This is a genomic window from Micromonospora sp. PLK6-60 (genome assembly GCF_019890675.1).
Lineage (GTDB): Bacteria > Actinomycetota > Actinomycetes > Mycobacteriales > Micromonosporaceae > Micromonospora.
Map to the genome: position 1 here is coordinate 116,275 of NZ_JAIOAA010000012.1, position 23,811 is coordinate 140,085.

Genomic DNA, 23,811 nt, shown 5'->3' on the forward strand with positions numbered 1-23,811 from the left:
CCGCAGTATTCCTACTTAGTTGGTAGGAAGAGTGGGGCAGGCCGTGGCCGGCGTCAAGAATCGACCGGATGGTGGGACAGGGAGTCCCGAAATTGCCGGCAATTCCCACCGACTCGATAGGTGGGCCCGGCCGGCCCGGAACCGTCCGTGAGCGGGGCGGGGGTGCGCGGGCTGCCGACGCGCTAGGGTCGAGCCGTGGCGGCGCGGAGATCGAGAATTCCAGCGACGAAATACCCGGTCGAGCGGTTCACCCTCGACAACGGCCTACGGGTCGTCCTCACCCCCGACCGCAGCGCGCCGGTCATCGGCGTGGCCGTCGTCTACGACGTGGGCATCCGCTCCGAGCCGGAGGGCCGGACGGGCTTCGCCCACCTCTTCGAGCACCTGATGTTCCAGGGCTCGGAGAACCTGGAGAAGCTGGCCCACTTCCGGCACGTCCAGGGCGCCGGCGGCACCTTCAACGGCTCCACCCACCTGGACTACACCGACTACTTCGAGACGTTGCCGAGCAACGCGCTGGAGCGGGCCCTCTTCCTGGAGGCCGACCGGATGCGCGGGCCCCGGCTGACCGAGGAGAACCTCCGCAACCAGGTCGACGTGGTCAAGGAGGAGATCCGGGTCAACGTGCTGAACCGGCCGTACGGCGGGTTTCCCTGGCTGAAGCTGCCGCCGGTCATGTTCGACACCTTCCCCAACGCGCACGACGGCTACGGCTCCTTCGACGACCTGGAGTCGGCGACCGTCGCCGACGCGGCCGACTTCTTCCGCCGCTACTACGCCTGCGGCAACGCGGTGCTGGCGGTCAGCGGCGACGTGGACGTGGCCGAGGCGACCGGGCTGATCGAGCGGCACTTCGGCGATGTGCCGGCCCGGCCGGCGCCGGCCCGGCCCGACTTCACCGAGCCCGACCTGGCCGCCGAGCGGCGCACCGCGTACACCGACCCGCTGGCGCCGCTGCCGGCGGTGGCCTCCGCCTGGCGGGTGCCCGACCCGGTCAGCGACTTCGCCGGCTACCTGCCGTACGTGGTGCTGGCCGAGGTGCTCACCGACGGCGACGCGTCCCGGTTGGTCGAACGCCTGGTCCAGCGGGACCGGACGGTCACCGGCCTCGGCGGCTACCTGGGCTTCATGGGCGACCCGTTCGACGTGCGCGACCCCACCGCGCTGCTGCTCCAGGCGCACCTGCCGCCCGGCGGCGACGTGGACAAGGTGCTGCGCACCTTCGACGAGGAGCTGGACCGGCTGGCCACCGACGGGCTGACCGACGGCGAGCTGGCGCGTACCCAGGCCCGGATGGCCACCCACCTGCTGCGGGACACCGACGCGGTGCTGGGCCGGGCGCTGCGGATGGCGGTGCTGGAACAGCAGCGCGACGATCCGGGGCTGCTCAACGAGCTGCCCCGGCTGGTCGGTGGGGTCACCGACGAGCAGATCCGCGCCGCCGCCGCCACCCTGCGGCCGGAGCGCCGGGCGTCGGTCGAGGTCGTCGCGGGAGGAGCCCGATGAGTGTAGGGGTGCGTGAACTGCCGGCGCTGGGCCCGACCCGGCAGCTCAAGGTGCCGAAGCAGGCCGAGCGGACGCTCGGCAACGGGCTCACCGTGATCGCCGTACGCCGGCCGGCGGTCCCCCTGGTGGAGCTGCGGCTCTGGATGCCCTTCGGCCGGGCCCACCTGGCCCGGGGGGCCACGCTCGCGCAGACCATCCTGTCCGGCACGGCGACCCTCACCGCCACCCAGATCGCCGCCGAGTTGCAGAAGGTCGGCGGCGGGCTCTCCGCCGGCATCGACCCGGACCGGCTGATGCTCTCCGGGGCGGGCCTGGTCACCGGGCTGGACCGGATGCTGGAGATCCTGGCCGACGTGCTCACCGGGGCGACCTACCCGGCCGACTGGGTGCAGACCGAGCGGGAGCGCCTGGTCGACCGGATCCAGGTCGCCCAGAGCCAGCCGGCCCACCTGGCCCGGACGGCGCTGCTGAAGCGGATCTACGGCCGGCACCCGTACGCCGTGCAGACCCCCGAGCCGGACCAGGTGCGGGCGGTCCGCCCGGCCGCCCTGCGCCGGCTGCACGCCGAGCGGGTGCACCCGGCCGGCGCGGTGCTGGTGCTGGTCGGCGACGTCCAGCCGGACCGCGCCGTGGACGCCGCCGAGCGGGCCCTCGCGGGCTGGACCGGGCCGGGGCAGGAGGCCGAGCTGCCGCCCGCGCCGCCGCTGGAGACGGGGCCGCTGCTGCTGGTGGACCGGCCCGGCTCGGTGCAGTCGTCACTGCGCGTCGCGCTGCCGGCGGTGCCCCGCACCCATCCCGACCACGCCGCGCTGCAACTGGCGAACCTGCTCTTCGGCGGCTACTTCTCCTCCCGCTGGACGGAGAACATCCGGGAGGACAAGGGCTACACGTACGGGCCGCACTCGGGGATCGAGCACTCGGTGGCCGGCTCGGTGCTGGTCGCCGCCGCCGAGGTGGCCACCGAGGTGACCGGCCCGGCGCTGCTCGAGACCATGTACGAGCTGGGCCGGCTGGCGTCCCTGCCGCCGAAGCCGGACGAGCTGGAGCAGGCCCGGCAGTACGCGCTCGGCACGCTCCAGCTCGGCATGTCCACCCAGGCCGGCCTGGCCTCGCTGACCAGCGCGTACGCGGGCAACGGGCTGCGCCTGGACTTCCTGGCCGAGCACGCGGCCCGGCTGGCGAAGGCGACCGTGGACGACGTCGCCGCGGCGGCGGCCCGCTACCTGGCGCCGGCCCGGGCGGTGACCGTGCTGCTGGGCGACGCCGAGCGCGTCGAGGGGCAGTTGGCCGCGTTGACCCCGGTCCAGCGGGTGGCGGCCGGGTCGTGAGCGGCGAGTCGGTGCCACCGCTGGCCCGGTCCACCCTGGACCGGGCCGCGCACCGGCGCACCGACCCGCAGTGGCTGGCCGAGGCGTGGGAGCGGGCCCGGGTGCTGGTGCTGGACTCGACGGCCGAGGGCCGGGCCCTGGTCCGCGGCACGGCCGCCCCGCCGGAGCTGCTGCTGCTCGGCTCGGGCGAGCTGCCCGAGGTGCCCCGCTCGGTGCCGATGTTCCTCGGCGTCGAGCCGGACGGGGTGCCGGTCTTCGCGGTGGACGGCCCGCTGCCGGCCGTGCCGCAGACCCGGGCGGTGCACCTGCGGGACGTCGGCCACCTGCTGACCGACCGGGACGCCGGCCTGTTCACCACCGCGCTCGCCCTGCTGAACTGGCACCTGCGGCACGGCTACTCGACCGCGTCGGGCCGGCCGACCCAGGTGGACGAGGCCGGCTGGTCGCGGGTCGACCCGGCCGGGGTCCGGGCCTGGCCGCGTACCGATCCGGCGATGATCGTGCTGGTGCACGACGGCGGGGCCGGCCCGGACGGGCGTTGCCTGCTCGGCAACAACGCCACCTGGCCGAGCGAGCCGGGCCGGCGGCGCTACTCCTGCCTCGCCGGCTACGTCGAGCCGGGGGAGTCGGCGGAGGCGGCGGTGCTGCGCGAGGTGCGCGAGGAGGTAGGCGTCACGGTCGAGCGCATCTCGTACGCCGGCAGCCAGGCCTGGCCGTTCCCGGGCTCGTTGATGCTGGGCTTCCTGGCCCGGGCGGACGCCGACGCCCCAATACGGGTCGACCCGGCGGAGATCGCCCACGCCCGCTGGTTCACCCGGCGCGAGATCGGGGCGGCGCTGGCCGGCCGGGAGGTGGACACCGGCGACGGCGCGCTGCTGGTGCTCCCGCCGCCGTCGTCGATCGCGCTGTTCCTGGTCCACCGCTGGCTGGACGGCTGGCTGGACGGCGGGCACTGACCGCTGGCCGTCGACGACGCCGGCCGGTGTCGTACGAGGTCCCGGCCCGGACCGCCGTTGCCGCGACGGTCACGGGCCGGGACCGGGGCCGCCGTGGCGCGGTGGGCGAGGAACGCGGCGGGGGAGCCGAGCCGGCCACGGCGGACGTCCGATGAGGTCAGCCGCCCTGTCGGTAGTGGGCGTGGGGGACGGGGTCGTCGAGCGCGAGCACCTTGACCCGCTGCCGGCCGGAGCGGACCGCGCCCACCGTGGCGAGCGCCCGGGCCAGCACCAGCGCGGCCTGGCGGTCCTCGGCGTGCACCACCTGCCGGCGGGCCTCCGGCGTGCTCCGCTCGTCGCGCAGGCGGCCGCCGCCGGCCCAGGCTGCCGCGATCTCGGCGTCGGCGGCGGCGCGGATGTCGGTGCGTACGATCAGGAACCGCATGGGTTTCTCCCGATGAACCGCGACGGACGAATGCCCGCTGGAACTTCAGACTCGCTGGAACTTCCACGTCACTCTTTCGTCATGTTACGCCCCGTGGTCGTCCCAGCAAGTGAAACGCGCCTATTGGTGTGGCCCGTCGTCCGATCGGATGACGCCTGCTCAACGGGGTCGTCGGCCGGATACGCCGACGGGGCCGCCGGCGTCACGCCGACGGCCCCGTCCCGGTCGGGGGATCAGTTCAGATCGAACTGTCCGTTCTTCGCCCCGCTGATGAAGCCCAGCCAGCCGGCCCGGTTGAACAGCAGCACCGGGCCGCCGCGGTCCTTGCTGTCGCGCAGGGCGACCGCGGCCGGGCCGGTGCGCAGGGGGGCGACCTCCACGCAGTTCGAGGTCTGGCTTCTGGTGCTGGTGCGCCACGGCGCGCTGGCGAGTTCCCGGGCGAGGGCGGACGTGCGGCCGATCTCGTTCATGGTTCTGCTCCTGATGGTGACACTGCTCCGATGGGGAACGAGTGGCCCCGCACGCCCCGACGGGGCCGGGATCACCGGTCCGTCAGGCGCCCGGAGGGGCGGCGCTGGACCGGCGCCGTTGCCGAGCCGTACGCCACCGTGGACGGTGTCGCCGCTTCGGACAGCCGCCCCGCCGCCTCGAAGAGCCGGGTGATGGTGTCCTCCTCGGAGAGCGCCGCCGAGCATAGCCACTCGAACACCACTTTATAGCGATTTAGGGTGTTTACCTCGGTCGACATGACGTCGGTGAAGCCACCTTCGATCGCCAGCGTCTCCGGATCCTGTGGATCGGCGAACCGGTACAGCGAGAACGCGGTCGGCGGCAGGTAGCAGTCGGCGATCCGGGTGTCCCGGTGCAGCAGGTGCAGCGTGACGTTCGGCAGCAGGGCCAGCTCGCAGAGGTGGGCGAGCTGTTCGCGCAGCACCTCGGGCGGGCCGGCCCGGTGACCCAGGGCCGCCTCCTCCAGCACCGCGGTGTACCGCGGCGCGTCGGGGCGGGTGAGCAGCGACTGCCGGGCGAGCCGGGCCTGCACCTCGGTCTCGGCGTCCTCGACCGGCTCCGGGTCGCCGGCCCGCGCGTCCACCTGGCGGGCGGAGAGGATCCGCAGCCGGGCGTACCCGGGGGTCTGCAACAGGCCGGGCACCAGGACCGGGTTGTATTCCGAGATGGCGGCGCAGCCCGCCTCGATCTCGGCCCAGCCGCGCTGCTGCGGGGTCATCACCGGGTAGTTCTTCAGCAGCCAGCCCCGCATGTCCCCGGCCTCCTGGGCGATGCCGAGCAGCTCGTCGCGGGACTCGGCGTCCACCCCGTACAGGTCGAGCAGGATCCGCACGTCCTCCGGGTCGGGCCGGCTGCGGCCGTTCTCCAGGCGGGACAGCTTGGACGCGGAGGCCCAGCCGATCCGGTCGATGACCTGGTCCCCGGTCAGCCCGGCGAGCTCGCGGAAACGGCGCAGTTCGGTGCCCAACCGGCGACGTCGCAGGATCGGGCTGGGTACGGCAGGAGGCACCTTCGTCCTCTTCTCCGTCGACCGCCGCCGACGCGACGGTAACTGTATGAAATTCGCCCCCCACGGTCAGTATGGACGTCGCGACCGGCGTCGGAGGTTCCGGCAAGGGGCGTGTCTCGAAGAAAAGAGGAGGAACCCCCATGCGCACCGTCCTGCGCCGCCCCGACTTCCGCCTGCTCTTCGCGGCGGTGCTGGCCAGCATGGCCGCCGAGTCGATCCTGCTGCTCGCCCTGGCGATCTGGGTGAAGGACCTGACCGGCTCGGACGGGCTGGCCGGCGGCACGATCTTCGCGATCATCGCGCCGATGGTGCTCGCCCCGCTCGTCGGGTGGGTGGTCGACCGGTACCCCCGCCGGCCGTTCTTCGTGGTCGCGAACCTGACCACGGCGGCGCTGCTCACCCCGCTCTTCGCGGTCGACGACCGGGCGGACGTCTGGGTGATCTACGTGGTCGCCGGCCTGTACGGGCTCTCCTACATCACCCTCAGCGCCGCGCTCAGCGGTCTGATCCGGCAACTGGTGCCGGTCGAGCTGCTGGCCGACGCGAACGGCGTGCTGCAGACCGTCCGGCAGGGACTGCGGTTGGTCGGGCCGCTCGCCGGCGCCGCGCTCTACGCCGCCGTCGGCGGCTGGCTGCTGGTCGCCCTGGCGATGACCGGCTTCCTGACCGCCGGCGCGGTGGTCGGCGCGCTGCGGGTGGCCGAGCGGCCACCGTCGGCCGGCGCGCTGCGCTGGCCGGCCGAGCTGGGCGCCGGGCTGCGCCACCTGGCCGGCGAGCCGGCGCTGCGCCGGGCCCTGATCGGGTACGGCCTGGGCTCGCTGGTGATGGGGTTCACCGAGTCGCTGATCTTCGCGTACGTCGACCTGGGGTTGCGCCGCGACGCCGCGTTCGTCGGCGTGCTGGTGGCCGTGCAGGGGGTCGGCGGGCTGATCGGTGGGTTGCTCTCACCGGCCGTGGTGCGCCGGGTCGGCGAGGTGGGCGCGCTCGCGGCCGGGGTGACCATTTTCGGCCCGGCGGCGCTGGCCCTGGCGTACCCGCACCTGTGGCTCGGCTTCGTGGCGCTGCTGCTGGCCGGCCTCTCGCTGCCGCTGATCATGGTGGGGTTGCACACGCTGGTGCAGCGGCGCACCCCGCCCGGACTGCTCGGTCGGGTCGCCGCCGCGTCGGAGGCACTGGTCAGCGGCCCGCAGGCGGTCTCGATCGGGGCGGGCGCCCTGCTCGTCGGGGTGCTCGACTACCGGCTGCTCTTCGTGCTGGTCGGGCTGATCACCACGGCCGCCGGGGGCTACCTCTGGCACGGCCGCCGCCTCTCCGCCCCGCCCGCCCGCCGCGCGCCCACCCGACCCCCGCTCCCGACCCCCCGCCGGTCCCCGGAGAACACCGTCGATCATGAAGTTGGCGTCCCGACCCGCCGGGCGGGCCGACGCTGACCTCATGATCAACAGACGGAACGGCCGGCCCCGGGCGGGGCCGGCCGTTGCGTGCTGCGTCGGTGCGGGTGTCAGCTGGGCAGGGCGGCGAGGTGCTCCTTGACCTGCTTGATCGACGGGTTGGTCAGGGCACTGCCGTCGGCGAAGCGCAGCGTCGGCACCGTCTGGTTGCCGCCGTTGACGCTCATCACGAACTCGGCGGCCTTCGGGTCCTGCTCGATGTCGACCACCTCGTACCCGATGCCCTCCCGGTCCAGCTGCGACTTGAGCCGGTGGCAGTAGCCGCACCAGGGGGTGGAATACATCGTCAACATGCTCAGGTCCTCCAAGTGGCTCGCGCCCGGTCCGGTCAGGCCAGGCTAACCAGTGCAACGTCGGTCGAAGCTGAGATGATTCCTGGCTGTGGTGGTTCACTCAGCGGCGGAGCGGATGCTGGCCGGGCTGGATCCGGAGCAGCGGTCCGCGGTGACCGCTCCCGCCGGTCCGGTCTGCGTGCTGGCGGGGGCCGGCACCGGCAAGACCCGCGCGGTGACCTCCCGGATCGCCTACCGGTCGCTGAGCGGGGAGATCTCGCCCCGGCACGTGCTCGCGGTGACCTTCACCGCCCGCGCCGCCGCCGAGCTGCGCAGCCGGCTCACCGGCTTCGGGGTGCCCGGGGTGCAGGCGCGTACGTTCCACGCCGCCGCCCTGCGCCAGGTGCGATACTTCGCCCCCCGGCTGCTGGCCGGGCGGGCCATGCCCGAGCTGCTGGACAGCAAGGTCCGGCTGGTCACCCTCGCCGCCGCCAAGGTCGGCCTGCGGGCCGACCGGGCCGCCGCCCGGGACCTGGCCGGTGAGATCGAGTGGGCCAAGTCGTCCCTGGTCGAGCCGGGGGAATACGTGGTCGCCGCGGCCAAGGCGCTGCGCGACACCCCGCACGAGCCGGCCAAGGTGGCCGAGGTCTTCGCCGCGTACGAGCGGGCCAAGCGGGCCAACGGTGTGATCGACTTCGAGGACATGCTGCGCGCCGCCGTCTGGGGGATCGAGGAGCACCCCGACGTCGCCGAGCAGGTACGCGGCCAGTACCGGCACCTCGTCGTCGACGAGTACCAGGACGTCAACCCGCTCCAGCAGCGGCTGCTGGAGGCGTGGCTGGGCGGCCGGGACGACCTCACCGTGGTCGGCGACGCCAGCCAGACCATCTACTCGTTCACCGGCGCCAGCTCGTCGTACCTGGTCGACTTCCCGCGCCGGTACCGCACCGCCACCGTGGTCCGGCTGGTCCGCGACTACCGCTCCACGCCACAGGTGGTGGGGCTGGCCAACGCGGTCATCTCCCAGGCCCGGGGCACCGAGGCGCGGCTGCGCCTGGAGCTGGTCGGCCAGCGCCCGCCCGGCCCCGAGCCCGACCTGCGGATCTTCACCGACGAGCCGGCCGAGGCGGCGGCGGTGGCGGCCCGCTGCCGGGCCATGATCGACGCGGGCACGCCGGCCCGGGAGATCGCCGTGCTGTTCCGCACCAACGCGCAGTCCGAGGCGTACGAGAAGGCGCTCACCGAGGCCGGGGTGCCGTATGTGGTGCAGGGCGCCGAGCGCTTCTTCGAGCGGGTCGAGGTGCGCCAGGCGATGGTGGCGCTGCGCGCGGCCACCCGCTCGATCCCCGGCGAGACCCCGCTGCCGGTGGCGGTGCGGGAGGCCCTGGCCGCGGTCGGCTGGGCGCCGGACGCGCCGCCGCCGGGCGGCGCCGCCCGGGAGCGCTGGGAGGCGCTGGCCGCGCTGGTCCAGCTCGCCGAGGAACACGCCGCCAGCCCCGAGGTGACGCTCGTCGGGGAGGCCGCCGCGATCGAGCGGCCGGTGACGCTCGCCGACTTCAACGAGGAGCTGGCCCGGCGGGCCGCCCAGCAGCACGTGCCGACCGTGGACGGGGTGACCCTGGCCTCGCTGCACTCCGCCAAGGGGCTGGAGTGGGACGCGGTCTTCCTGGTCGGGCTCTCCGAGGGCACCCTGCCCACCACGTACGCGCGCACCGCCGAGCAGGTGGAGGAGGAACGCCGGCTGCTCTACGTCGGGGTGACCCGCGCCCGGCAGTGGCTCTGGCTGTCGTACGCCACCGCCCGGTCCCCGGGCGGGCGGGCCCGGCGGCCCAGCCGCTTCCTGCCCCAGCTCGACCGCTCCGGCGGCCCCGAGCGGGCCGGCGGCGCGGCGGCGCAGCGGCGGGCCGGCGGCGAGGCCCGCCGCAACCGGGTGATCTCCTGCCGGATCTGCGGCGCCACCCTGCTCGCCGGCCCGGACCGCAAGCTGGGCCGCTGCCCGACCTGCCCGTCCGACCTCGACGAGGAGCTGTACGAGCGGCTGCGGGAGTGGCGGGTCCGGGTGGCCGGCGCGCAGAAGGTGCCCTCCTACGTGGTCTTCACCGACGCCACGCTGACCGCGCTGGCCGAGCGGCGGCCCGGCCGGGTCGAGGACCTGATCGCGATCGCCGGGATCGGCCCCCGCAAACTCGGCCTCTACGGCGAGTCGGTACTGGCCTTGGTCAGGGGCGCGACCGTCGACGACGTCTGCTCACAGAAAAGTTTCGAAATCCAGCCGTAAATCGTTTGCCCTCCCCGGCGGACGAGGAATAGCCTCAGGACACACCTCGGGAGCAGCGCCATTCCGGCTGCTCACGGGGGCTGAGTCAATGACCGGCACGAGGAACGAGAGGGAGGTGGCCCCGGTGGAGATCTACACGTATGAGCGTCCGGCGGTGATGCCGGCTGCCCTCGCTCCGCTGTCGGCCGTCCGGGTGGCCCACGCCGCCCGGCCGTCGGTTCCGCAGGTGCACCAGGTCCCGGTTCAGGCCGAGCTGAACCTGACCGTTGCACCGCTGGCGGGGATCGAGGGGACCAGTGGCTTCACGGGCATGGGCATCGGCGTCAACAAGCGCACGGATGCTCGCGGCGTTCCACCTCGAGGTAGACCGGTCTGACCACCAGACCACCGGCTCACCTCGAGGCCGCGGAACCCGCACACCGGGATCCGCGGCCTCAGTTTTTTTGCACCGCACGTAGTGCCGAAGTACGTCGGAATGCGATCCACGAGATCGAAGTGAGAGAGAGGTGACCGGGCGATGAGTCTGGCGTTGGCCCCGCTCGACGTGGACGTCGAGGTGGAGGCGAACCTGCCCTGCCGGAAGTTCGACCCCGACCTGTGGTTCTCCGACTCGCCTGCCGAGCTCGAGCTGGCCAAGTCGCTCTGCGGGGACTGCCCGCTGCGCGTCGAGTGCCTCGCCGGTGCGGTGGAGCGGGCCGAGCCCTGGGGCGTCTGGGGTGGCGAGATCTTCGAGCGTGGCGCGGTCGTCCCGCGCAAGCGGCCCCGTGGCCGTCCGCGCAAGGAGGACGTCGCCCGCGACGCGCAGCTCCGGGTCGAGGCCGAGGCGCGACTGGCGGCCAGTGGGCTGTCCGAGTCGCGCAACACGGTCCGGCTGGCGGCCTGACAACTACCCGATCCGTACGTCCCCGGTGGTCCTCACCGGCCTAGAGAAAGCCGACAACGATGCTGCACCTGCCGAACGGAACCGAGATGCAACTACTCAACGAAGCGTTGTCCCGGGCTCGAATGCGCCGGCCTCAGGCCGGTCGTACCACCACGAGCACTGAGGCAGCCCGTTCCGCCCGTACCGTCGCGATGAAGAGCCGGCGTCAGTCGGCCCGCGAACTGGGCGTTCTGTAAGTCCACCCACGATCACGCCGGGGGCGGTGGCCATGGGCCACCGCCCCCGCAGTGTCTCTGCGGCGCTCAGCCCACCGGGGCGAAGCCGGGCAGCCAGCGCTCCAGGATCGCCCGGTACGGCGCCTTCGCCTCCAACTGGCAGAGCACCCCGATCGAGCCCAACGTCACCCGGTGGATCAGCAGGTACGACGGGGGCAGGTTGAGCTGCCGGCTCAGCTGGTACGCGGGCGACCGGGGGCTGGCCAGCCGGGTCGCCTCGGCGCGCAGCCAGGCCCGGGTGAACCGGAACTCCTCCTCGGCCACCGGGGCGAGCATCGGCTGGATGTACTCCAGCAGCGCCTGCGCGTCGATCGGCTCGGTGCCGCTGAGGAACCCCTCGTCGCGCAGCCCGGCCACCACCGCGTCCGCCTCCCCGCGCAGGGCCAGCCCGGCGAGCCGGCCGATCGGCTCGGGGGTGCCCTCGGGCATCCGGGCGACCGCGCCGAAGTCGATCACCCCGAGCCGGCCGTCCGGGAGCAGCCGGAAGTTGCCCGGGTGCGGGTCGGCGTGCAGCAGCCCGGCCCGCATCGGCGCGGAGAGGTGCAGCTCGGCCATCAACCGGCCGGCCTCGTCGCGCTGCTCCTCGGTGCCGGCTCGGATGATCTCCGACAGCGGGGTGCCCTCGATCCATTCGGTGATCAGCACCCGGGGCGACGAGTCGAGCACCTCCGGGATGAAGATGTCCGGATCGTCGGCGTACGCGGCGGCGAAGGCGCGCTGCGACTCCGCCTCCAGCTCGTAGTCGAGCTCCTCGGTGATCCGCTCGCGCAGCTCGGCCAGGAGCGGCTTGACGTCCAGCCCGGGCTGGATCGCGCGGAACATCCCGCCGAGCCGGGAGAGCTGCTTCAGGTCGGCGAGCAGCGCCTCGCCCGCGCCCGGGTACTGGATCTTGACCGCGACGTCCCGGTGGTTCGGGCCGCCGTTCGGGCCGTATCCCGGGTCGCGCCAGACCGCGCGGTGCACCTGGCCGATGCTGGCCGCCGCGGCCGGGGTGTCGTCGAACTCGACGAACCGGTCCCGCCAGTCCGGCCCGAGCTGCTCGGCCAGCACCTTGTGCACGCTCGCGACGGGCAGCGGCGGCGCGGCCTCCTGGAGCTTGGTCAACGCCTGCCGGTAGGGGGCCGCGACCTCCTCCGGCAGCGCCGCCTCGAAGACCGACAGCGCCTGGCCGAACTTCATCGCCCCGCCCTTGAGCTGGCCGAGCACGCTGAACAGCTGCTCGGCGGTGCGCTGCTGGATCTCCGCCGAGATCACCTCGGAGGCGAGGCCGGTGACCCGCTTGCCCATGCCGAGGACGGTCCGACCGGCGAAGCCGAGCGGAAGAGCGGCGAGCTTGGCGGTCCGGGACACCGCCCGGCGCGGGATGTCGGTCACCCGGCCATTGTTACCGACGCGCGGCCTCCGCGGCTGCTCGGCAGCCGGGCCGGGCCCTCATCGGCGGCCGGAGCACCCGCAGGAGGGATGCGGCGGCCAGGTGCGGCGCCGGAAGCGGCCGGCAGCGCCGACCCGGACCGCGCAGCCGAGCGTCTCCGGGTTGCCGCCGTCCAGGTGGGCCAGCACCTCGGCGGCGGCGTAGGCGACGGCGGCGAGCAGGGTCGCCGCCGCGCAGTCCTGGTCGGGGCCGGCGGCGGCGAGTTGGGCGGCGAGCGCCGGCCAGCCCGGGTCGCGGTCGCCGCGGTGCAGGTCCAGGCAGTTCAGGCAGGGGCCGACCGGGGGACGGACCAGGGGTCCGACCACGGGTACGCCCTCGCGGAGCCCGAGCAGCAGGTGCGGCTGGCGGCGCTGGGCGTACCGGGCGGCGAGCAGGGCGGCCGGCCGGTCGGCGCCGAGCTGCACCACCAACTGGGCGCGTCCGCGCCCCACCCGGCCGGTGGCGGTGCCCGGCGCGGTGCGGGCGACGGCGTCGCGGATCGCGGCGGCCAGCGGCCGGCCGACCTCGGTGCTGGCGAGGCCGGTGCCGACCAGGTCACCGGGGCGGACCGGGCCGGCCAGGTCGGCGTCGACGTGGCCGACCCCGGCCTGGGCCAGGGCGACGGCGAGCGGACCGCCGAGCCGGCCGGCGCCGGTGAGCACCACCCGGGCGCCGCGGCGGCGGCGCAGCAGCTGGGCCGGGGTGCCGGGCAGGTCGGCCGCGGCCAGGGCGAGGGCGCCGGCCTCGCCGGCCAGCCGGTCCCGGGCGGGGCCGGCCAGGTCGCGGGGGAGCAGGGTGTGCGCGGGTACGACCAGCCCGGCGGCGCGCAGCGCGTCGAGCAGGGTCCGCGCCTCGGCGGCGGGGACGTCGACGGCCACGGCGTGGCTCAGGATGCTGCGTTCGCTGCGGGTGCCGTCGAGCAGCTCCAGCACGCGGGCCGAGCGGGGATTGGCCACCTCCAGCAGGACGGCCCGGCCGGGTTCCAGGCCGAGCTGAAGGGTGTGCCGGTCGCGCCAGAGCCGGGTGAGCCCCGGCAGCAGGGTGGGACGGAGAAGCGCGGTACGGGTCATGACTCCGGATCGTGACCGCGTCCGTGCTCACCGTGGCTCGTTGTCCACAGGTGCGGGCCCCTGTATCCAGGGTTGTCCACAGGAAAATCGGCGATATCCACAACCGGCCGGTAACCGTGTCGGACACCCGACAGTGCTCGGCGGGTGCGGGGATCACCCGGGAGCGAACGAGGGACGGGGTGGCCGCCGGCCACCCCGTCCCTCGATCCCGGTCGAATCAGACCTTGGCCTTGCCCAGGATGCGGTTCACTGTTGTCCCGCACACCGGACACTTGCCCTTGGCCATGTTCATCCCGGTCTTCGAGACCTCCACGTGCCCCTCGAAGTCCCGCTTCTCCTTGCACTTGACGCAGTAACCGTTGTACGTCTGGGCCTGGTCGGCCACGGTGCCCTCCTCGTCTCGTCCGCCGGTCATCCCTTCCCGGCGGTGCGCCCGGCGATGGGTGCCCTCCGACCCCCACGCTGGGACTTCTCCGCGGCCACCCACGTGACCGCTGGTTGGCGGACCCTACCCAGGACTGGGCGGTTCCATGTCAGCTGTCCATCGACACTGTGAGCAAGTCGACGTCGAGAGTGTGCATGCCGGATTGGGCCGGATAAGGCAGTTTGCCGGGGACACGCCGGGTAAAGCCGTCCAGATCACCCCGTCCGGGCCCCCGAGCGGGACCGCGGCCAATGATCACCTATCGTGTTCGGCCGAGCTGTCGTCGGCCGTCGCGCCGCCACGAAGGGTGATCGCGGGCACCCGCAAGGATTTTTTTCAGGACTCTCGGTAACCAACCGTGATTTTCCGGGCGCGTGTCGTGCGGTTGACCCTTGCGGATCCCTGGTCAGTAAGCATTAGCTTTCCTTCGTGACAGGAAACCGAGGCTGAGCGCCCCGCCATGGCAGCGGTGCGGAAGCCGGTCGTCGAGGTACGGCGCAGCCAGCGTCGGCGACGCACAGTGTCCGCGTACCGGGACGGCGAGCGGGTGGTCGTGCTCATCCCCGACCAGTTCTCCCGGGCCGAGGAGTCCGAGTGGGTCGACCGGATGTTGGCCCGGCTCGCCGCGCGGGAGGGCCGGCTGGCCCGGTCCGACGCCGAACTGCTCGTCCGCGCCACCCGGCTGATCGCGCTCTATCTCGCCGATCACGGCCCGCAGGCCGTTCCGGCCAGCGTCCGGTGGGTGACCAACCAGAACGGCCGGTGGGGCTCCTGCACCCCCGCCGACCGGACCATCCGGATCTCGCACCGGCTCCAGGACATGCCGGAGTGGGTCATCGACTACGTGCTGGTGCACGAGTTGGCGCACCTTATCGTGCCCAGCCACAACGCCCGGTTCTGGGCCCTGGTCGGGCGGTACCCCAAGACCGAGCGGGCCCGGGGCTACCTGGAGGGCGTCGCGGCGGCGTCCGGCCTGCCGGACGGCGACTGACGCCCCCGGCTTGCCGCTGGCCAGCCGGGACCAGGTTGGTCCGCTGGCCGCTGTGGGTTTGGTTGGCCCGCTGGCCGCTGTGGGTCGGTCTGGCCCCCCGCTGGCCGCTGTGGGTCGGTCTGGGCCGCTGGCCGCTGTGGGTCGGGTTGGCCTGTTGGTCGCCGTCCCGGGGCCACAGCCGATGATCGACCGGGGGATGGCCTAGGGTCGGGGGATGGCCCGACGTGTGGTGGTGGCGTTGCTCGGCCCGGTCGCCTGGACACCGCCGGGGATCGACCCGCGCCGGTGGCGCACCGCGCTCGCCGAGGACGTGGTGGACCTGCTCGCCACGCTGGACGAGGTGGAGACCGCGGTGGCGGTGACCCCCGCCGACCGGTGGCTGGCCGACGCGGTGGTCTGGCCCGCCACCCCCGTGCACGAGGTGCCGACACCGACCGTCGACGCCGTCCTCGCCACGCTCACCGGGTACGACCAGGCGGCCGTCGTGGCCGCCGACGCCCCGGACGTCCCCGGCCTGACCCTCGGCAAGCTGCTCCGGCCGCTCACCAGCAGACCGGTCGCGGTGGCCCCGGCCGAGGGGACCGGCCCGGGGCTGCTCGGCGTCGCCGCCCGGCTGCCCGTACCGGACTGGCTGCCGCCGCTGGACCTGGACACCGCCGTCCCGGCCGACGTCCGCTCGGCGGCCCCACGACCCGGCGACGTGGCGGTGACCCCGGCCTGGCGCCGGCTGCGCGGGCCGGCCGACCTGGCGACCCTGGACCCGGCCTTCGAGGGCTGGGAGGCGACCCGCGCCCTGCTCTCCGCCCGCCCGACCTGACCGTCGGCTCGCGCCCCGGCCGTCCCGCCCGGCCGCGCTGGGCGCGGGGAAGCGCCGGAGCGCCGGATGCGGCATCCCGGCCTGTCCCCGGCCGGCGAGGGCACGTCATGCCGCATCCGGGCCCGTTCCCGGTCCGCGAAGGCGCGCCATGCGGCATCCCGGGCCGTCTGCGGGCCTCGGGCGGCGGTGCCGGGTCGGCGTCAGGCCTTCGCCGGACCGCCCTCGGCGTCGTCCGGGCCGTCCTGGCGGGTGCCCGGTGCCTGCTCCTCCGGGCCGCCCGGCGCGGTGAAGTCGAAGCTGTCCAGCTCGCCGAGTTCGAGCTGGGACTGCGCGAACGCCACCGGGTCGGCGAAGTCGTCGTCGGAGGGGAGCAGGTCCGGGTGGTCCCAGAGGCCGTCCCGGCCGGCGATGCCCCGGTGCTCGGTCAGTGCCGCCCAGAGCGCCGCCGCCTCACGCAGCCGGCGCGGGCGCAGCTCCAACCCGACCAGGGCGGCGAAGGTCTGCTCGGCCGGGCCGCCCGCGGCCCGCCGGCGCCGGAACGCCTCGCCCAGGCGTACGACGTTGGGCAGGCGCTCGCCCGCCGCGTTGTCCACCACGTGGCAGACCCAGCCCTCGACCAGGGCGAGCACGGTCTCCAGCCGGGCCAAAGACGCCTTCTGCGCCGGGGTGTCCTCGGGGGTGAAGATGCCCTCCAGGGCGATCGCCTGCATGGACTCGGGGTCGGTCGGGTCGACCCGACCCATCGCCTCCTCGATCGCCTCCCGGTTGACCCGGATGCCCGAGGCATAGTTTTCCACCGCGGTGAGCACGTGCCCGCGCAGCCACGGGACGTGCTGGAACAGCCGCTGGTGTGCCGCCTCGCGCAGGGCGACGTAGAGGCGTACCTCGTCCTCGGGCAACTCCAGGCCCTGGCCGTACGCGCGGATGTTGGCCGGGATCAGCGCGGCCGTGCCGGCCGGTCCGAGCGGCAGCCCGATGTCGCCGGCGGAGAGCACCTCCGCGGCGAGCGAACCGAGCGCCTGCCCGAGCTGGCCGCCGAAGAGCGCGCCGCCCAGCGTGGCGACCATCGACTGCATCGGGCCGAGCTGGGCGCGGGCCTCCGGCGGCACCAGGTCGCCCATGGCGCCGACCATCCGGCTGGCCACCGGGTCGCACAGCTTGCGCCAGACGTCGAGGGTCTTGTAGATCCACTCGTTGCGGTTCCAGGCCACCGAGGTCCGGATGCCGGTCGGCCACGCCGACGCGGGCTCCAGCCAGAGGTCGGCCAGGCGCAGCGCCTCCTCCACCGCGTGCCGCTCGTACGGAGACACCGCCGGGTCGCCGGCGGCGGCCAGCTGGCTGGCGGCCACCTGCCGGGCCAGGTCCCAGTTGACCGGCCCGCTGCCCGGCGCGGAGAGCAGGTGCTGCAACTGCGACATGAACTGCTGCATCTGCGCGGGATCGTTGGGGTCTGGTGGCTGCCCACCCGGAAGCGCGAAACCGAACGGAATATCAGGCACGACGTCTACGGTACGCGGGCCGCGCCCCAGGTCGCCCGCGTCGGCGTTGCGCTGAGGGCGAAGCGGTCGGTTCGGTCCTGCCGGGGCGGGGGCACCCCGCTCGGTACGCTCTGCCGCATGAGACGTCGCGGCGTGACCGTCCTCCTCGGTGCCCTGCTCACCGCTCTGCTCAGCATCGGGGTGCTCGGCGCGCCCATCCCGTACGTCGTGCTCGGCCCGGGACCGACCGTGAACACCCTCGGCACCGAGAACGGCAAGGAGGTCATCCAGATCTCCGGGCGGGCCACCTCGACCTCGGCCGGTCAGCTGCGGCTGACCACCGTCGGCGTGCAGCCCACGGTGCGGCTGCGGTCGGCGCTGGCCGGCTGGTTCTCCGCCGACGAGGCGGTGGTGCCGCGCGAGCTGGTGTACCCGCCGGGGGAGACCCAGCAGGAGGTCGAGAAGCGCAACGCGGAGGACTTCCAGGCGTCGCAGACCAGCGCGGAGACGGCAGCCCTGCGCAAGCTGGGCTACCCGGTCCAGGTGGCGGTCAAGTCGGTGGTCCCGGGCGGGCCGGCGGCCGGCGTGCTCAAGGTCGGCGACGTGGTCACCGCGGTCGACGGGGCGCCGGTGACCAGCGCCGCGAAGCTGACCGAGCTGATCCGGGCCAAGCCCGCCGGCACCGTACTCAAGATCGGCTACAGCCGCGGCGGGGCCGCCGCCAGCGCCGACCTCACCAGCCGCGAGCAGGACGGCCGGCCGCGGATCGGGATCGAGATCGACCAGCGGCAGCCGCACCCCTTCACGCTGAGCATCGACCTCGGCGACATCGGCGGGCCGAGCGCCGGGCTGATGTTCGCCCTCGGCATCATCGACAAGCTGGAGCCGGCCGACCTCACCGGCGGCAAGATCATCGCCGGCACCGGCACGATCGACGACGAGGGCCAGGTCGGCCCGATCGGTGGCATCGCCCAGAAGCTGGTCGGCGCCAAGGAGGCCGGGGCGAAGGTGTTCCTGGTGCCCGCGGACAACTGCGCCGAGGCCGTCCGCAACCCCCAGCCCGATCTGCCGTTGCTCCGGGTGGGGTCGCTGGACGAGGCGCTGAAGGCACTGGACACGCTGCGCGCCGGGGGCCAGCCGACCCGGTGCTGACCGGCCGCCCCGGCCGCCCACGGTGATCGTGACGCGACCTTGACCGATCGTGTTCAGGAACACCCCGTACTCTTGGTGCCTGGTCAAAGCCGATCACATCGAGCGTGCGGAGCCAAATAGTGGTAATGCGTAGCAGCCCCATGCCCAGGATGAGCCGGCGCGGGCGCGTCACCATCGGTGTCCTGGTGGGTGTCTTCCTGCTCTTCACCCTGCTCGGGTGGGGGGTCCAGGCGTGGACGGACTGGCTCTGGTTCGACGAGGTCCGGTACACGGAGGTCTTCACCGGGGTGCTGGTCACCCGGCTGCTGCTGTTCCTGGTGATCGGGCTCGCCGTGGCGCTGGTCGTCGGGGGCAACCTGTGGCTGGCCCACCGGCTGCGGCCCAAGCTGCACCCGCACTCCCTGGAGCAGGCTGCCCTGGAGCGCTACCGGATGCTGCTCAGCCCCCGGCTGGGCACCTGGATCGCGCTGGCCGCCGCGGTGATCGGGCTGTTCGCGGGGCTCTCCGCGCAGAGCCGGTGGAGCCAGTGGATGTTGTTCCGCAACGGCGGCAACTTCGGGGTGAAGGATCCCGAGTTCGGGGTCGACGTCGGCTTCTACGTCTTCCAGCTGCCGTTCTGGCGCTACCTGCTCGGGGTGGGCTTCACCGCGGTGGTGCTCGCGCTGCTCGGCGCGCTGGCCGTGCACTACGTCTTCGGCGGGGTGCGCCTGCAGGGCGTCGGGGACCGGATGACGAACGCCGCCCGCGCCCACCTGAGCTCGCTCGTCGCCGTCTTCGTGCTGCTCAAGGCCGTCGCCTACGTGCTCGACCGGCGCACCATGCTGCTGGAGTACAACTCGGGCGGCAACTTCTACGGGGCCGGCTACGCCGACGTCAACGCGTTGCTGCCGGCCAAGGAGATCCTCGCCTACATCTCGATCGTGGTGGCGATCGCGATCATCGTGTTCTCCAACGCGGTGATGCGGAACCTGGTCTGGCCGGGCATCTCGCTGGCCCTGCTCGGCGTCTCGGCGGTGGCGATCGGCGGCATCTACCCGTGGGCGGTGCAGACCTTCGAGGTCAAGCCGAGCGCCCGGGACAAGGAGGCGCCGTACATCGCCCGCAGCATCGAGGCCACCCGGTCCGCGTTCGGCCTGACCGGCACCAAGACCTCCGGGTACGCGGCGGGCAACCTTGTCCCACCGGCCAGCCTGGCCACCGACACCGCGGTGGTGGGCAACGCCCGGCTGCTCGACCCGCAACTGGTCTCCGAGACGTACACCCAGTTGCAGCAGGTGCGTGGCTTCTACGACTTCGGGCCGAAACTGGACATCGACCGGTACACGGTGGCCGACAAGACCTCCGACTACGTGGTCGGCGTCCGTGAGATCAACTACGGCGAGCTGACCGACCAGCAGCGCAACTGGATCAACAAGCACACCGTCTACACCCACGGGTACGGCCTGGTCGCCGCCCCGGCCAACCAGATCTGCAACGGCCTTCCGTATTTCGTCTCCGGGTTCCTCGGCGACGCGGGCAAGGACGCCCAGGGCTGCGCGTCCTCCACCGACCAGATCCCGGCGAAGCAGCCCCGGATCTACTACGGCGAGCGGATGGGCCCGGACGACTACGCGATCGTCGGGCAGACCGGCGAGCGCAACGTCGAGTTCGACCGGCCCACCTCGACCGGTGGCGAGCAGTACTACACCTACACCGGCTCCGGCGGCGTCGACGTCGGCTCGTTCACCCGCCGGCTGCTCTTCGCGATCAAGGAGCAGGAGTCGAACTTCCTGCTCTCCGAGGCGGTCAACGACAACTCGAAGCTGTTGTACGTGCGTAACCCGCGGGACCGGGTGGAGAAGGTCGCGCCGTTCCTCACCGTCGACGGCGACCCGTACCCGGCGGTGGTGGACGGCCGGGTCCAGTGGATCGTGGACGGCTACACCACGGCCGCGACCTACCCGTACGCCGAGCGGATCAACCTCCAGTCGGAGACCACCGACGAGCTGACCAACCGGGGCACCTTCCAGCTGGCCCGGGAGAACGTCAACTACATGCGCAACTCGGTGAAGGCCACCGTCGACGCGTACGACGGCACGGTCCGGCTGTACGAGTTCGACGAGTCCGACCCGGTGCTCAAGGCCTGGAACAAGGCCTTCGGCGGGAACCTGGTGCTGCCGAAGTCGGACACCCCGGCCGAGCTGGCGGAGCACTTCCGCTACCCGGCCGACATGTTCAAGGTGCAGCGGAACCTGCTCACCAAGTTCCACGTCACCGACCCCGGCGACTTCTATTCCGGCCAGGACTTCTGGCAGGTGCCGAACGTGCCGGACGCCCCGGACAGCGGCCAGAAGCAGCCGCCGTACTACCTCTTCACCCAGTTCCCCGAGCAGGACGCGCCGCGCTTCCAGCTCACCTCCGCGGTCACCCCGAACGGCCGGCAGAACCTCGCCGCGCTGATCTCCGGGTCGTACGTCGACGGGGAGCCGAGACTGGAGGTGCTGGAGCTGCCGGACCAGACCCGGGTCGGCGGTCCGGTGCAGGTGCACCAGCAGATGACAAACATCGGCGACATCCGGCAGCAGCTCAACCTGCTCTCCTCCAACCAGGCCCAGGTGCAGTACGGCAACCTGCTCTCGCTGCCGTTCGCCGACGGGATGCTCTACGTCGAGCCGGTCTACGTGAAGAGCAACAGCCAGGACGCCTTCCCACTGCTGCAGCGGGTGCTCGTCTCGTACGGCGACGGCGGCTCGTACGTGGTGCTGGCGAACAACCTCGCCGACGGCATCAAGCAACTGGTCGAGCAGGGCAAGAAGGCGCAGGCCGGCAACCCACCGCCCACCGGCGGCGGCACCGAACCGCCGAGCGGGGGCGAAACGCCGTCCCCGAGCCCGAGCGCGACACCACCGACCACGGGCGGCACCCAGCCGCCGGCGCTCACCGGTGAGCTGGCCGCCGCCGCCGAGCGGGTCGAGCAGGCGATCGGCGAGGTCAAGGCCGCGCAGACCTCCGGCGACTTCGAGCGGTACGGCCGGGCGCTGAAGACGCTGGACGACGCGATGAACGCCTTCCAGCAGGCCCAGCAGGCAGCGGGGGGATCGGCGCCGGGCGGCGGTTCCGCCCCGTCGCCGGAGCCGTCGCCGAACGGCTGATCCGGGCGCGTACTCCCGGCGTGGAGCCCGTGGTAGCGGACCTTGCGGTCCCGCCGCGGGCTCCGCGCCGTTTTCCGGTGGTTGTCGGGCAGCCGACCGGGGCGGCCCGGGTCAGGTGCAACCCGGCAGCCCCGTCGTCCGTCCTCCTTGCATGACGTCGGGCAGCACCGGGGGAGAAGTGACGAGGACATGAGGGACGCGCCGAGCTTCGACGAGTTCTACCGCAGCACCTCGCGACGGATGGTGCGGTACGGCTACGCGGTCGTCGGGGACCACAACGAGGTCCAGGACCTCGTCCAGGAGGCCTACGCCCGCGCGTGGCGGCACTGGGGCACGCTGGCCGACCACCCGGCGCCCGAGGCGTGGCTGCGGGTGGTGATGGCCCGGCTGGCCGCGGACCGCTGGCGCCGGCTGCGCGGCTGGCGCGGGGTGCTGAGCCGGACCGGACCACCGGACGCGGTCAGCCCGCCGGGCGAGGACAGCGTGGTGCTGGTGGCCGCGCTCCGGCAGTTGCCGATCAACCAACGGCAGGCGCTCGCCCTGCACTACCTCTACGACATGCCGGTGGAGGACATCGCCGGGGAGATGCGGGTGCCCGCGGGCACGGTGAAGTCCTGGTTGTCCCGCGGGCGGACCCGACTGGTGGCGCTGCTGCCCGGCGTCGCCGAGCCGGAACTGGAGGTGAATGATGTCGCGTGACCTGGCAGTGTTCTACCGCTCGCTGGCCTCGGAGGCCGACGGGCAGCGGCTGGACCCGCCGAACTCGGTGCGGACGTGGGCCGACCGGCGGGCCCGGCGGCGGGCGGCGACCGGCGCGCTGGGCGTGGCCCTGCTGGTCGCCGGGGTCGGTGTCGGCGTGTCGATGGCCCTCGCTCCCGCCGAGCGGGACCCGATCAGCCCACCGGCGGCCACCGCCGGGCCGACCGGGTCGCCGGTCCCGTCGCCGAGCGCGGCACCGTCGGGCAGTCCGTCGGCCGTGTCGCCGCCCCCGTCGCCGTCGGGCGGGCCGTCGTCGGGCACCCCGCCGAAGCCGCCCACCCGGATTCCCGACGGGGCCTTCTTCACCCAGCCGGCCGGTACGGCGGCGGAGCCGCCCCGGTTCGTCGAGGGCGAGCGGGCGCTGCCGGATCTGTGCGGCGCGCGCCTGGACGAGCCGGTGCGCAGCCGGACCCGACTGCTCGTCCACTACCTCCGGCCGCACACCGAGGCGGGGTGGGTGCCGGACGGGACCTACCTGCACACCGTCGCCGTGCACCGGTCCGGTGCCGCGGCGGGCTGGCTGGAGCAGCTGCGCCAGGCGGTGCGGGACTGCCCGGAGCAGGCCGGGGGGTCGGGCCCGACCTACCGGGTGCGGCTGCTGACCGGCGGCGGCTACGGGGACGGCTCGGTGCTGTTCGAGATGCGGACCCGGGCCACCGACGGCCAGGGCGCCCCGGCCGGCGGGGACGAGGTCCGACTGATCCGGGCGATCCGGGTCGGCGACGTGGTGACGGTGCTCTGGGAACGGGGCTGGGAGAACGGCTCCAGCGACCGGGCGAACCTGGACGACTACAGCCGGCGGGCGGTCCGGGCGATCGAGGACTGGCTGGGCTGACCGCCGCTCGCCCCGCCGGCCAGCGCTCGGCCGGCGGGGCGACCGGAGCGGCCCGCACGGCCGTTTTGCGGTTCGGGGTCCCGGTGCGCTACGGTTCAGGGGCCGACGCGGGGTGGAGCAGCTCGGTAGCTCGCTGGGCTCATAACCCAGAGGTCGCAGGTTCAAATCCTGTCCCCGCTACTCGTCACGAAGGCCCCGGAGTGATCTCCGGGGCCTTCGTCGTGCCGGCGGTCGGCGAGCCGGGGCGTGCCGCCCGGGAAGGGTCGGCACCCGGCCCGGTCGGCACCCGAGTTCGGTCGGCCATCCGGGTTCGGGCGGATGCAGGGACCCGGCTGATCTCTCTCGGGCGGATGGGGTAGGCTGTACATACCGACGCGGGGTGGAGCAGCTCGGTAGCTCGCTGGGCTCATAACCCAGAGGTCGCAGGTTCAAATCCTGTCCCCGCTACTTGTTTGACGAAGGCCCCGGAGTGATCTCCGGGGCCTTCGTCGTGCCCGCCGACGGGACACGTCCGGTCGGCGACGTGCCGACGTTGCGGCACTCGGCAAGGATGGGCACATGTCTGTGGTGAACAAGTGGTGGGGCCGGCTGAGCGCGGTCCTCGGCGCGGTCGTGCTCTCCGTCTTCGTTCCGGTCGCCGCCTGGGCGTCCACCGGGACGGGTGAGCTGGTGGTGGAGGCGGCCCGGCGCCGCTCCCGCGGTGGTTTCGGCCTGATCGGGCTGCTCTGCTGCCTGGTGGTGGTCGTCGGGATCGTCCTGCTGATCCTGCGGCTGATGCGGGGTCGCCGGGGCGGCCCGCCGCGCTGACCGCGCCGGGCGCCCGCCGGCGACGGCGGGCGCCCCGCGGCGGC

At 73.5% G+C, this 23,811-nt stretch carries 22 protein-coding genes and 2 tRNA genes; 16 read left to right on the plus strand and 8 right to left on the minus strand.

Annotated elements, in window-relative coordinates; genetic code table 11:
- Positions 1-195: 195 nt before the first annotated feature.
- Genes K7640_RS21590 through nudC form a run of 3 tightly spaced genes read left to right on the plus strand, consistent with a single transcriptional unit; the run spans position 196 to position 3,790 of the window.
- Positions 196-1,506, plus strand: coding sequence for a pitrilysin family protein (locus K7640_RS21590; protein WP_222956690.1), 1,311 nt, complete (start codon positions 196-198; stop codon positions 1,504-1,506).
- Positions 1,503-2,834 (plus strand): pitrilysin family protein, encoded by a 1,332-nt coding sequence (locus K7640_RS21595; protein WP_222956691.1) that lies wholly within the window; start codon positions 1,503-1,505, stop codon positions 2,832-2,834. Before K7640_RS21590 ends, K7640_RS21595 begins: the two co-directional genes overlap by 4 nt.
- Positions 2,831-3,790, plus strand: coding sequence for an NAD(+) diphosphatase (gene nudC, locus K7640_RS21600; protein ID WP_222956692.1), 960 nt, complete (start codon positions 2,831-2,833; stop codon positions 3,788-3,790). Before K7640_RS21595 ends, nudC begins: the two co-directional genes overlap by 4 nt.
- A 157-nt stretch (positions 3,791-3,947) precedes the next feature.
- Here the strand turns inward: nudC and K7640_RS21605 are convergent, their stop codons facing one another.
- The 3 genes from K7640_RS21605 to K7640_RS21615 all read right to left on the minus strand — a co-directional run bounded on the left by K7640_RS21605 (position 3,948) and on the right by K7640_RS21615 (position 5,733).
- Entirely contained in the window at positions 3,948-4,214 is a 267-nt protein-coding gene (locus K7640_RS21605; RefSeq protein WP_222956693.1) for a hypothetical protein, read from the minus strand.
- Between the two features lie 233 nt (positions 4,215-4,447).
- Complete coding sequence (locus K7640_RS21610; RefSeq protein WP_222956694.1) at positions 4,448-4,684, minus strand: DUF397 domain-containing protein; 237 nt, start codon at positions 4,682-4,684, stop codon at positions 4,448-4,450.
- Between the two features lie 71 nt (positions 4,685-4,755).
- Complete coding sequence (locus tag K7640_RS21615; RefSeq protein ID WP_222956695.1) at positions 4,756-5,733, minus strand: helix-turn-helix transcriptional regulator; 978 nt, start codon at positions 5,731-5,733, stop codon at positions 4,756-4,758.
- A gap of 140 nt (positions 5,734-5,873) precedes the next feature.
- On the opposite strand from K7640_RS21615, the gene K7640_RS21620 reads away from it, so the two are divergent.
- Positions 5,874-7,163 (plus strand): MFS transporter, encoded by a 1,290-nt coding sequence (locus K7640_RS21620; RefSeq protein ID WP_222956696.1) that lies wholly within the window; start codon positions 5,874-5,876, stop codon positions 7,161-7,163.
- A gap of 71 nt (positions 7,164-7,234) precedes the next feature.
- Here the strand turns inward: K7640_RS21620 and K7640_RS21625 are convergent, their stop codons facing one another.
- Positions 7,235-7,477, minus strand: a complete 243-nt coding sequence (locus tag K7640_RS21625; protein ID WP_222956697.1) for a mycoredoxin — start codon at positions 7,475-7,477, stop codon at positions 7,235-7,237.
- Positions 7,478-7,565: 88 nt separating this feature from the next.
- Between K7640_RS21625 and K7640_RS21630 the strand changes: the two genes are divergently transcribed.
- The 3 genes from K7640_RS21630 (at position 7,566) to K7640_RS21640 (ending at position 10,617) form a co-directional block, all read left to right on the plus strand.
- Positions 7,566-9,734, plus strand: coding sequence for an ATP-dependent DNA helicase UvrD2 (locus K7640_RS21630; RefSeq protein ID WP_222956698.1), 2,169 nt, complete (start codon positions 7,566-7,568; stop codon positions 9,732-9,734).
- 124 nt (positions 9,735-9,858) lie between these two features.
- Entirely contained in the window at positions 9,859-10,110 is a 252-nt protein-coding gene (locus K7640_RS21635; protein WP_222956699.1) for a hypothetical protein, read from the plus strand.
- Positions 10,111-10,251: 141 nt separating this feature from the next.
- Complete coding sequence (locus K7640_RS21640) at positions 10,252-10,617, plus strand: WhiB family transcriptional regulator (RefSeq protein WP_222956700.1); 366 nt, start codon at positions 10,252-10,254, stop codon at positions 10,615-10,617.
- A 302-nt stretch (positions 10,618-10,919) separates the two neighbouring features.
- Here the strand turns inward: K7640_RS21640 and K7640_RS21645 are convergent, their stop codons facing one another.
- The 3 genes from K7640_RS21645 to K7640_RS21655 form a co-directional block, all read right to left on the minus strand.
- Positions 10,920-12,266, minus strand: a complete 1,347-nt coding sequence (locus tag K7640_RS21645; protein WP_222956701.1) for an AarF/ABC1/UbiB kinase family protein — start codon at positions 12,264-12,266, stop codon at positions 10,920-10,922.
- A 57-nt stretch (positions 12,267-12,323) separates the two neighbouring features.
- Positions 12,324-13,373, minus strand: a complete 1,050-nt coding sequence (locus tag K7640_RS21650; RefSeq protein ID WP_222956702.1) for a ThiF family adenylyltransferase — start codon at positions 13,371-13,373, stop codon at positions 12,324-12,326.
- 217 nt (positions 13,374-13,590) lie between these two features.
- Entirely contained in the window at positions 13,591-13,758 is a 168-nt protein-coding gene (locus K7640_RS21655; protein WP_007464795.1) for a DUF5679 domain-containing protein, read from the minus strand.
- A 499-nt stretch (positions 13,759-14,257) separates the two neighbouring features.
- Between K7640_RS21655 and K7640_RS21660 the strand changes: the two genes are divergently transcribed.
- Both K7640_RS21660 and K7640_RS21665 read left to right on the plus strand, forming a co-directional pair.
- Positions 14,258-14,788 carry a M48 family metallopeptidase gene (locus K7640_RS21660; RefSeq protein WP_222956703.1) on the plus strand — a complete coding sequence of 177 codons (531 nt, stop codon included), beginning with the start codon at positions 14,258-14,260 and terminating at the stop codon, positions 14,786-14,788.
- A 214-nt stretch (positions 14,789-15,002) separates the two neighbouring features.
- Positions 15,003-15,605, plus strand: a complete 603-nt coding sequence (locus tag K7640_RS21665) for a hypothetical protein (RefSeq protein WP_222956704.1) — start codon at positions 15,003-15,005, stop codon at positions 15,603-15,605.
- A gap of 200 nt (positions 15,606-15,805) precedes the next feature.
- Here K7640_RS21665 and K7640_RS21670 read toward each other — a convergent pair whose 3' ends face one another.
- Positions 15,806-17,035: a zinc-dependent metalloprotease gene (locus K7640_RS21670; protein ID WP_222956705.1), complete on the minus strand. Its 1,230-nt coding sequence runs from the start codon at positions 17,033-17,035 to the stop codon at positions 15,806-15,808.
- A gap of 186 nt (positions 17,036-17,221) precedes the next feature.
- On the opposite strand from K7640_RS21670, the gene K7640_RS21675 reads away from it, so the two are divergent.
- From K7640_RS21675 to K7640_RS21705, 7 genes are all read left to right on the plus strand, one after another.
- The gene (locus K7640_RS21675) at positions 17,222-18,235 is read left to right on the plus strand and encodes a PDZ domain-containing protein (RefSeq protein WP_222956706.1); all 1,014 of its coding nucleotides are present in this window, start codon (positions 17,222-17,224) and stop codon (positions 18,233-18,235) included.
- A gap of 125 nt (positions 18,236-18,360) precedes the next feature.
- Positions 18,361-21,366, plus strand: coding sequence for a UPF0182 family protein (locus K7640_RS21680; protein ID WP_222956707.1), 3,006 nt, complete (start codon positions 18,361-18,363; stop codon positions 21,364-21,366).
- A gap of 189 nt (positions 21,367-21,555) precedes the next feature.
- A complete protein-coding gene (locus K7640_RS21685; RefSeq protein WP_222956708.1) occupies positions 21,556-22,065 on the plus strand; it encodes an RNA polymerase sigma factor in 510 nt (169 codons plus the stop codon).
- Positions 22,055-22,960, plus strand: coding sequence for a hypothetical protein (locus tag K7640_RS21690; RefSeq protein ID WP_222956709.1), 906 nt, complete (start codon positions 22,055-22,057; stop codon positions 22,958-22,960). Before K7640_RS21685 ends, K7640_RS21690 begins: the two co-directional genes overlap by 11 nt.
- Positions 22,961-23,066: 106 nt before the next feature.
- Positions 23,067-23,140, plus strand: a tRNA-Met gene (locus tag K7640_RS21695).
- Positions 23,141-23,333: 193 nt separating this feature from the next.
- Positions 23,334-23,407: transfer RNA gene (locus K7640_RS21700), tRNA-Met, on the plus strand.
- 111 nt (positions 23,408-23,518) lie between these two features.
- Complete coding sequence (locus K7640_RS21705) at positions 23,519-23,767, plus strand: hypothetical protein (RefSeq protein ID WP_222956710.1); 249 nt, start codon at positions 23,519-23,521, stop codon at positions 23,765-23,767.
- The last annotated feature ends 44 nt before the right edge of the window (positions 23,768-23,811 follow it).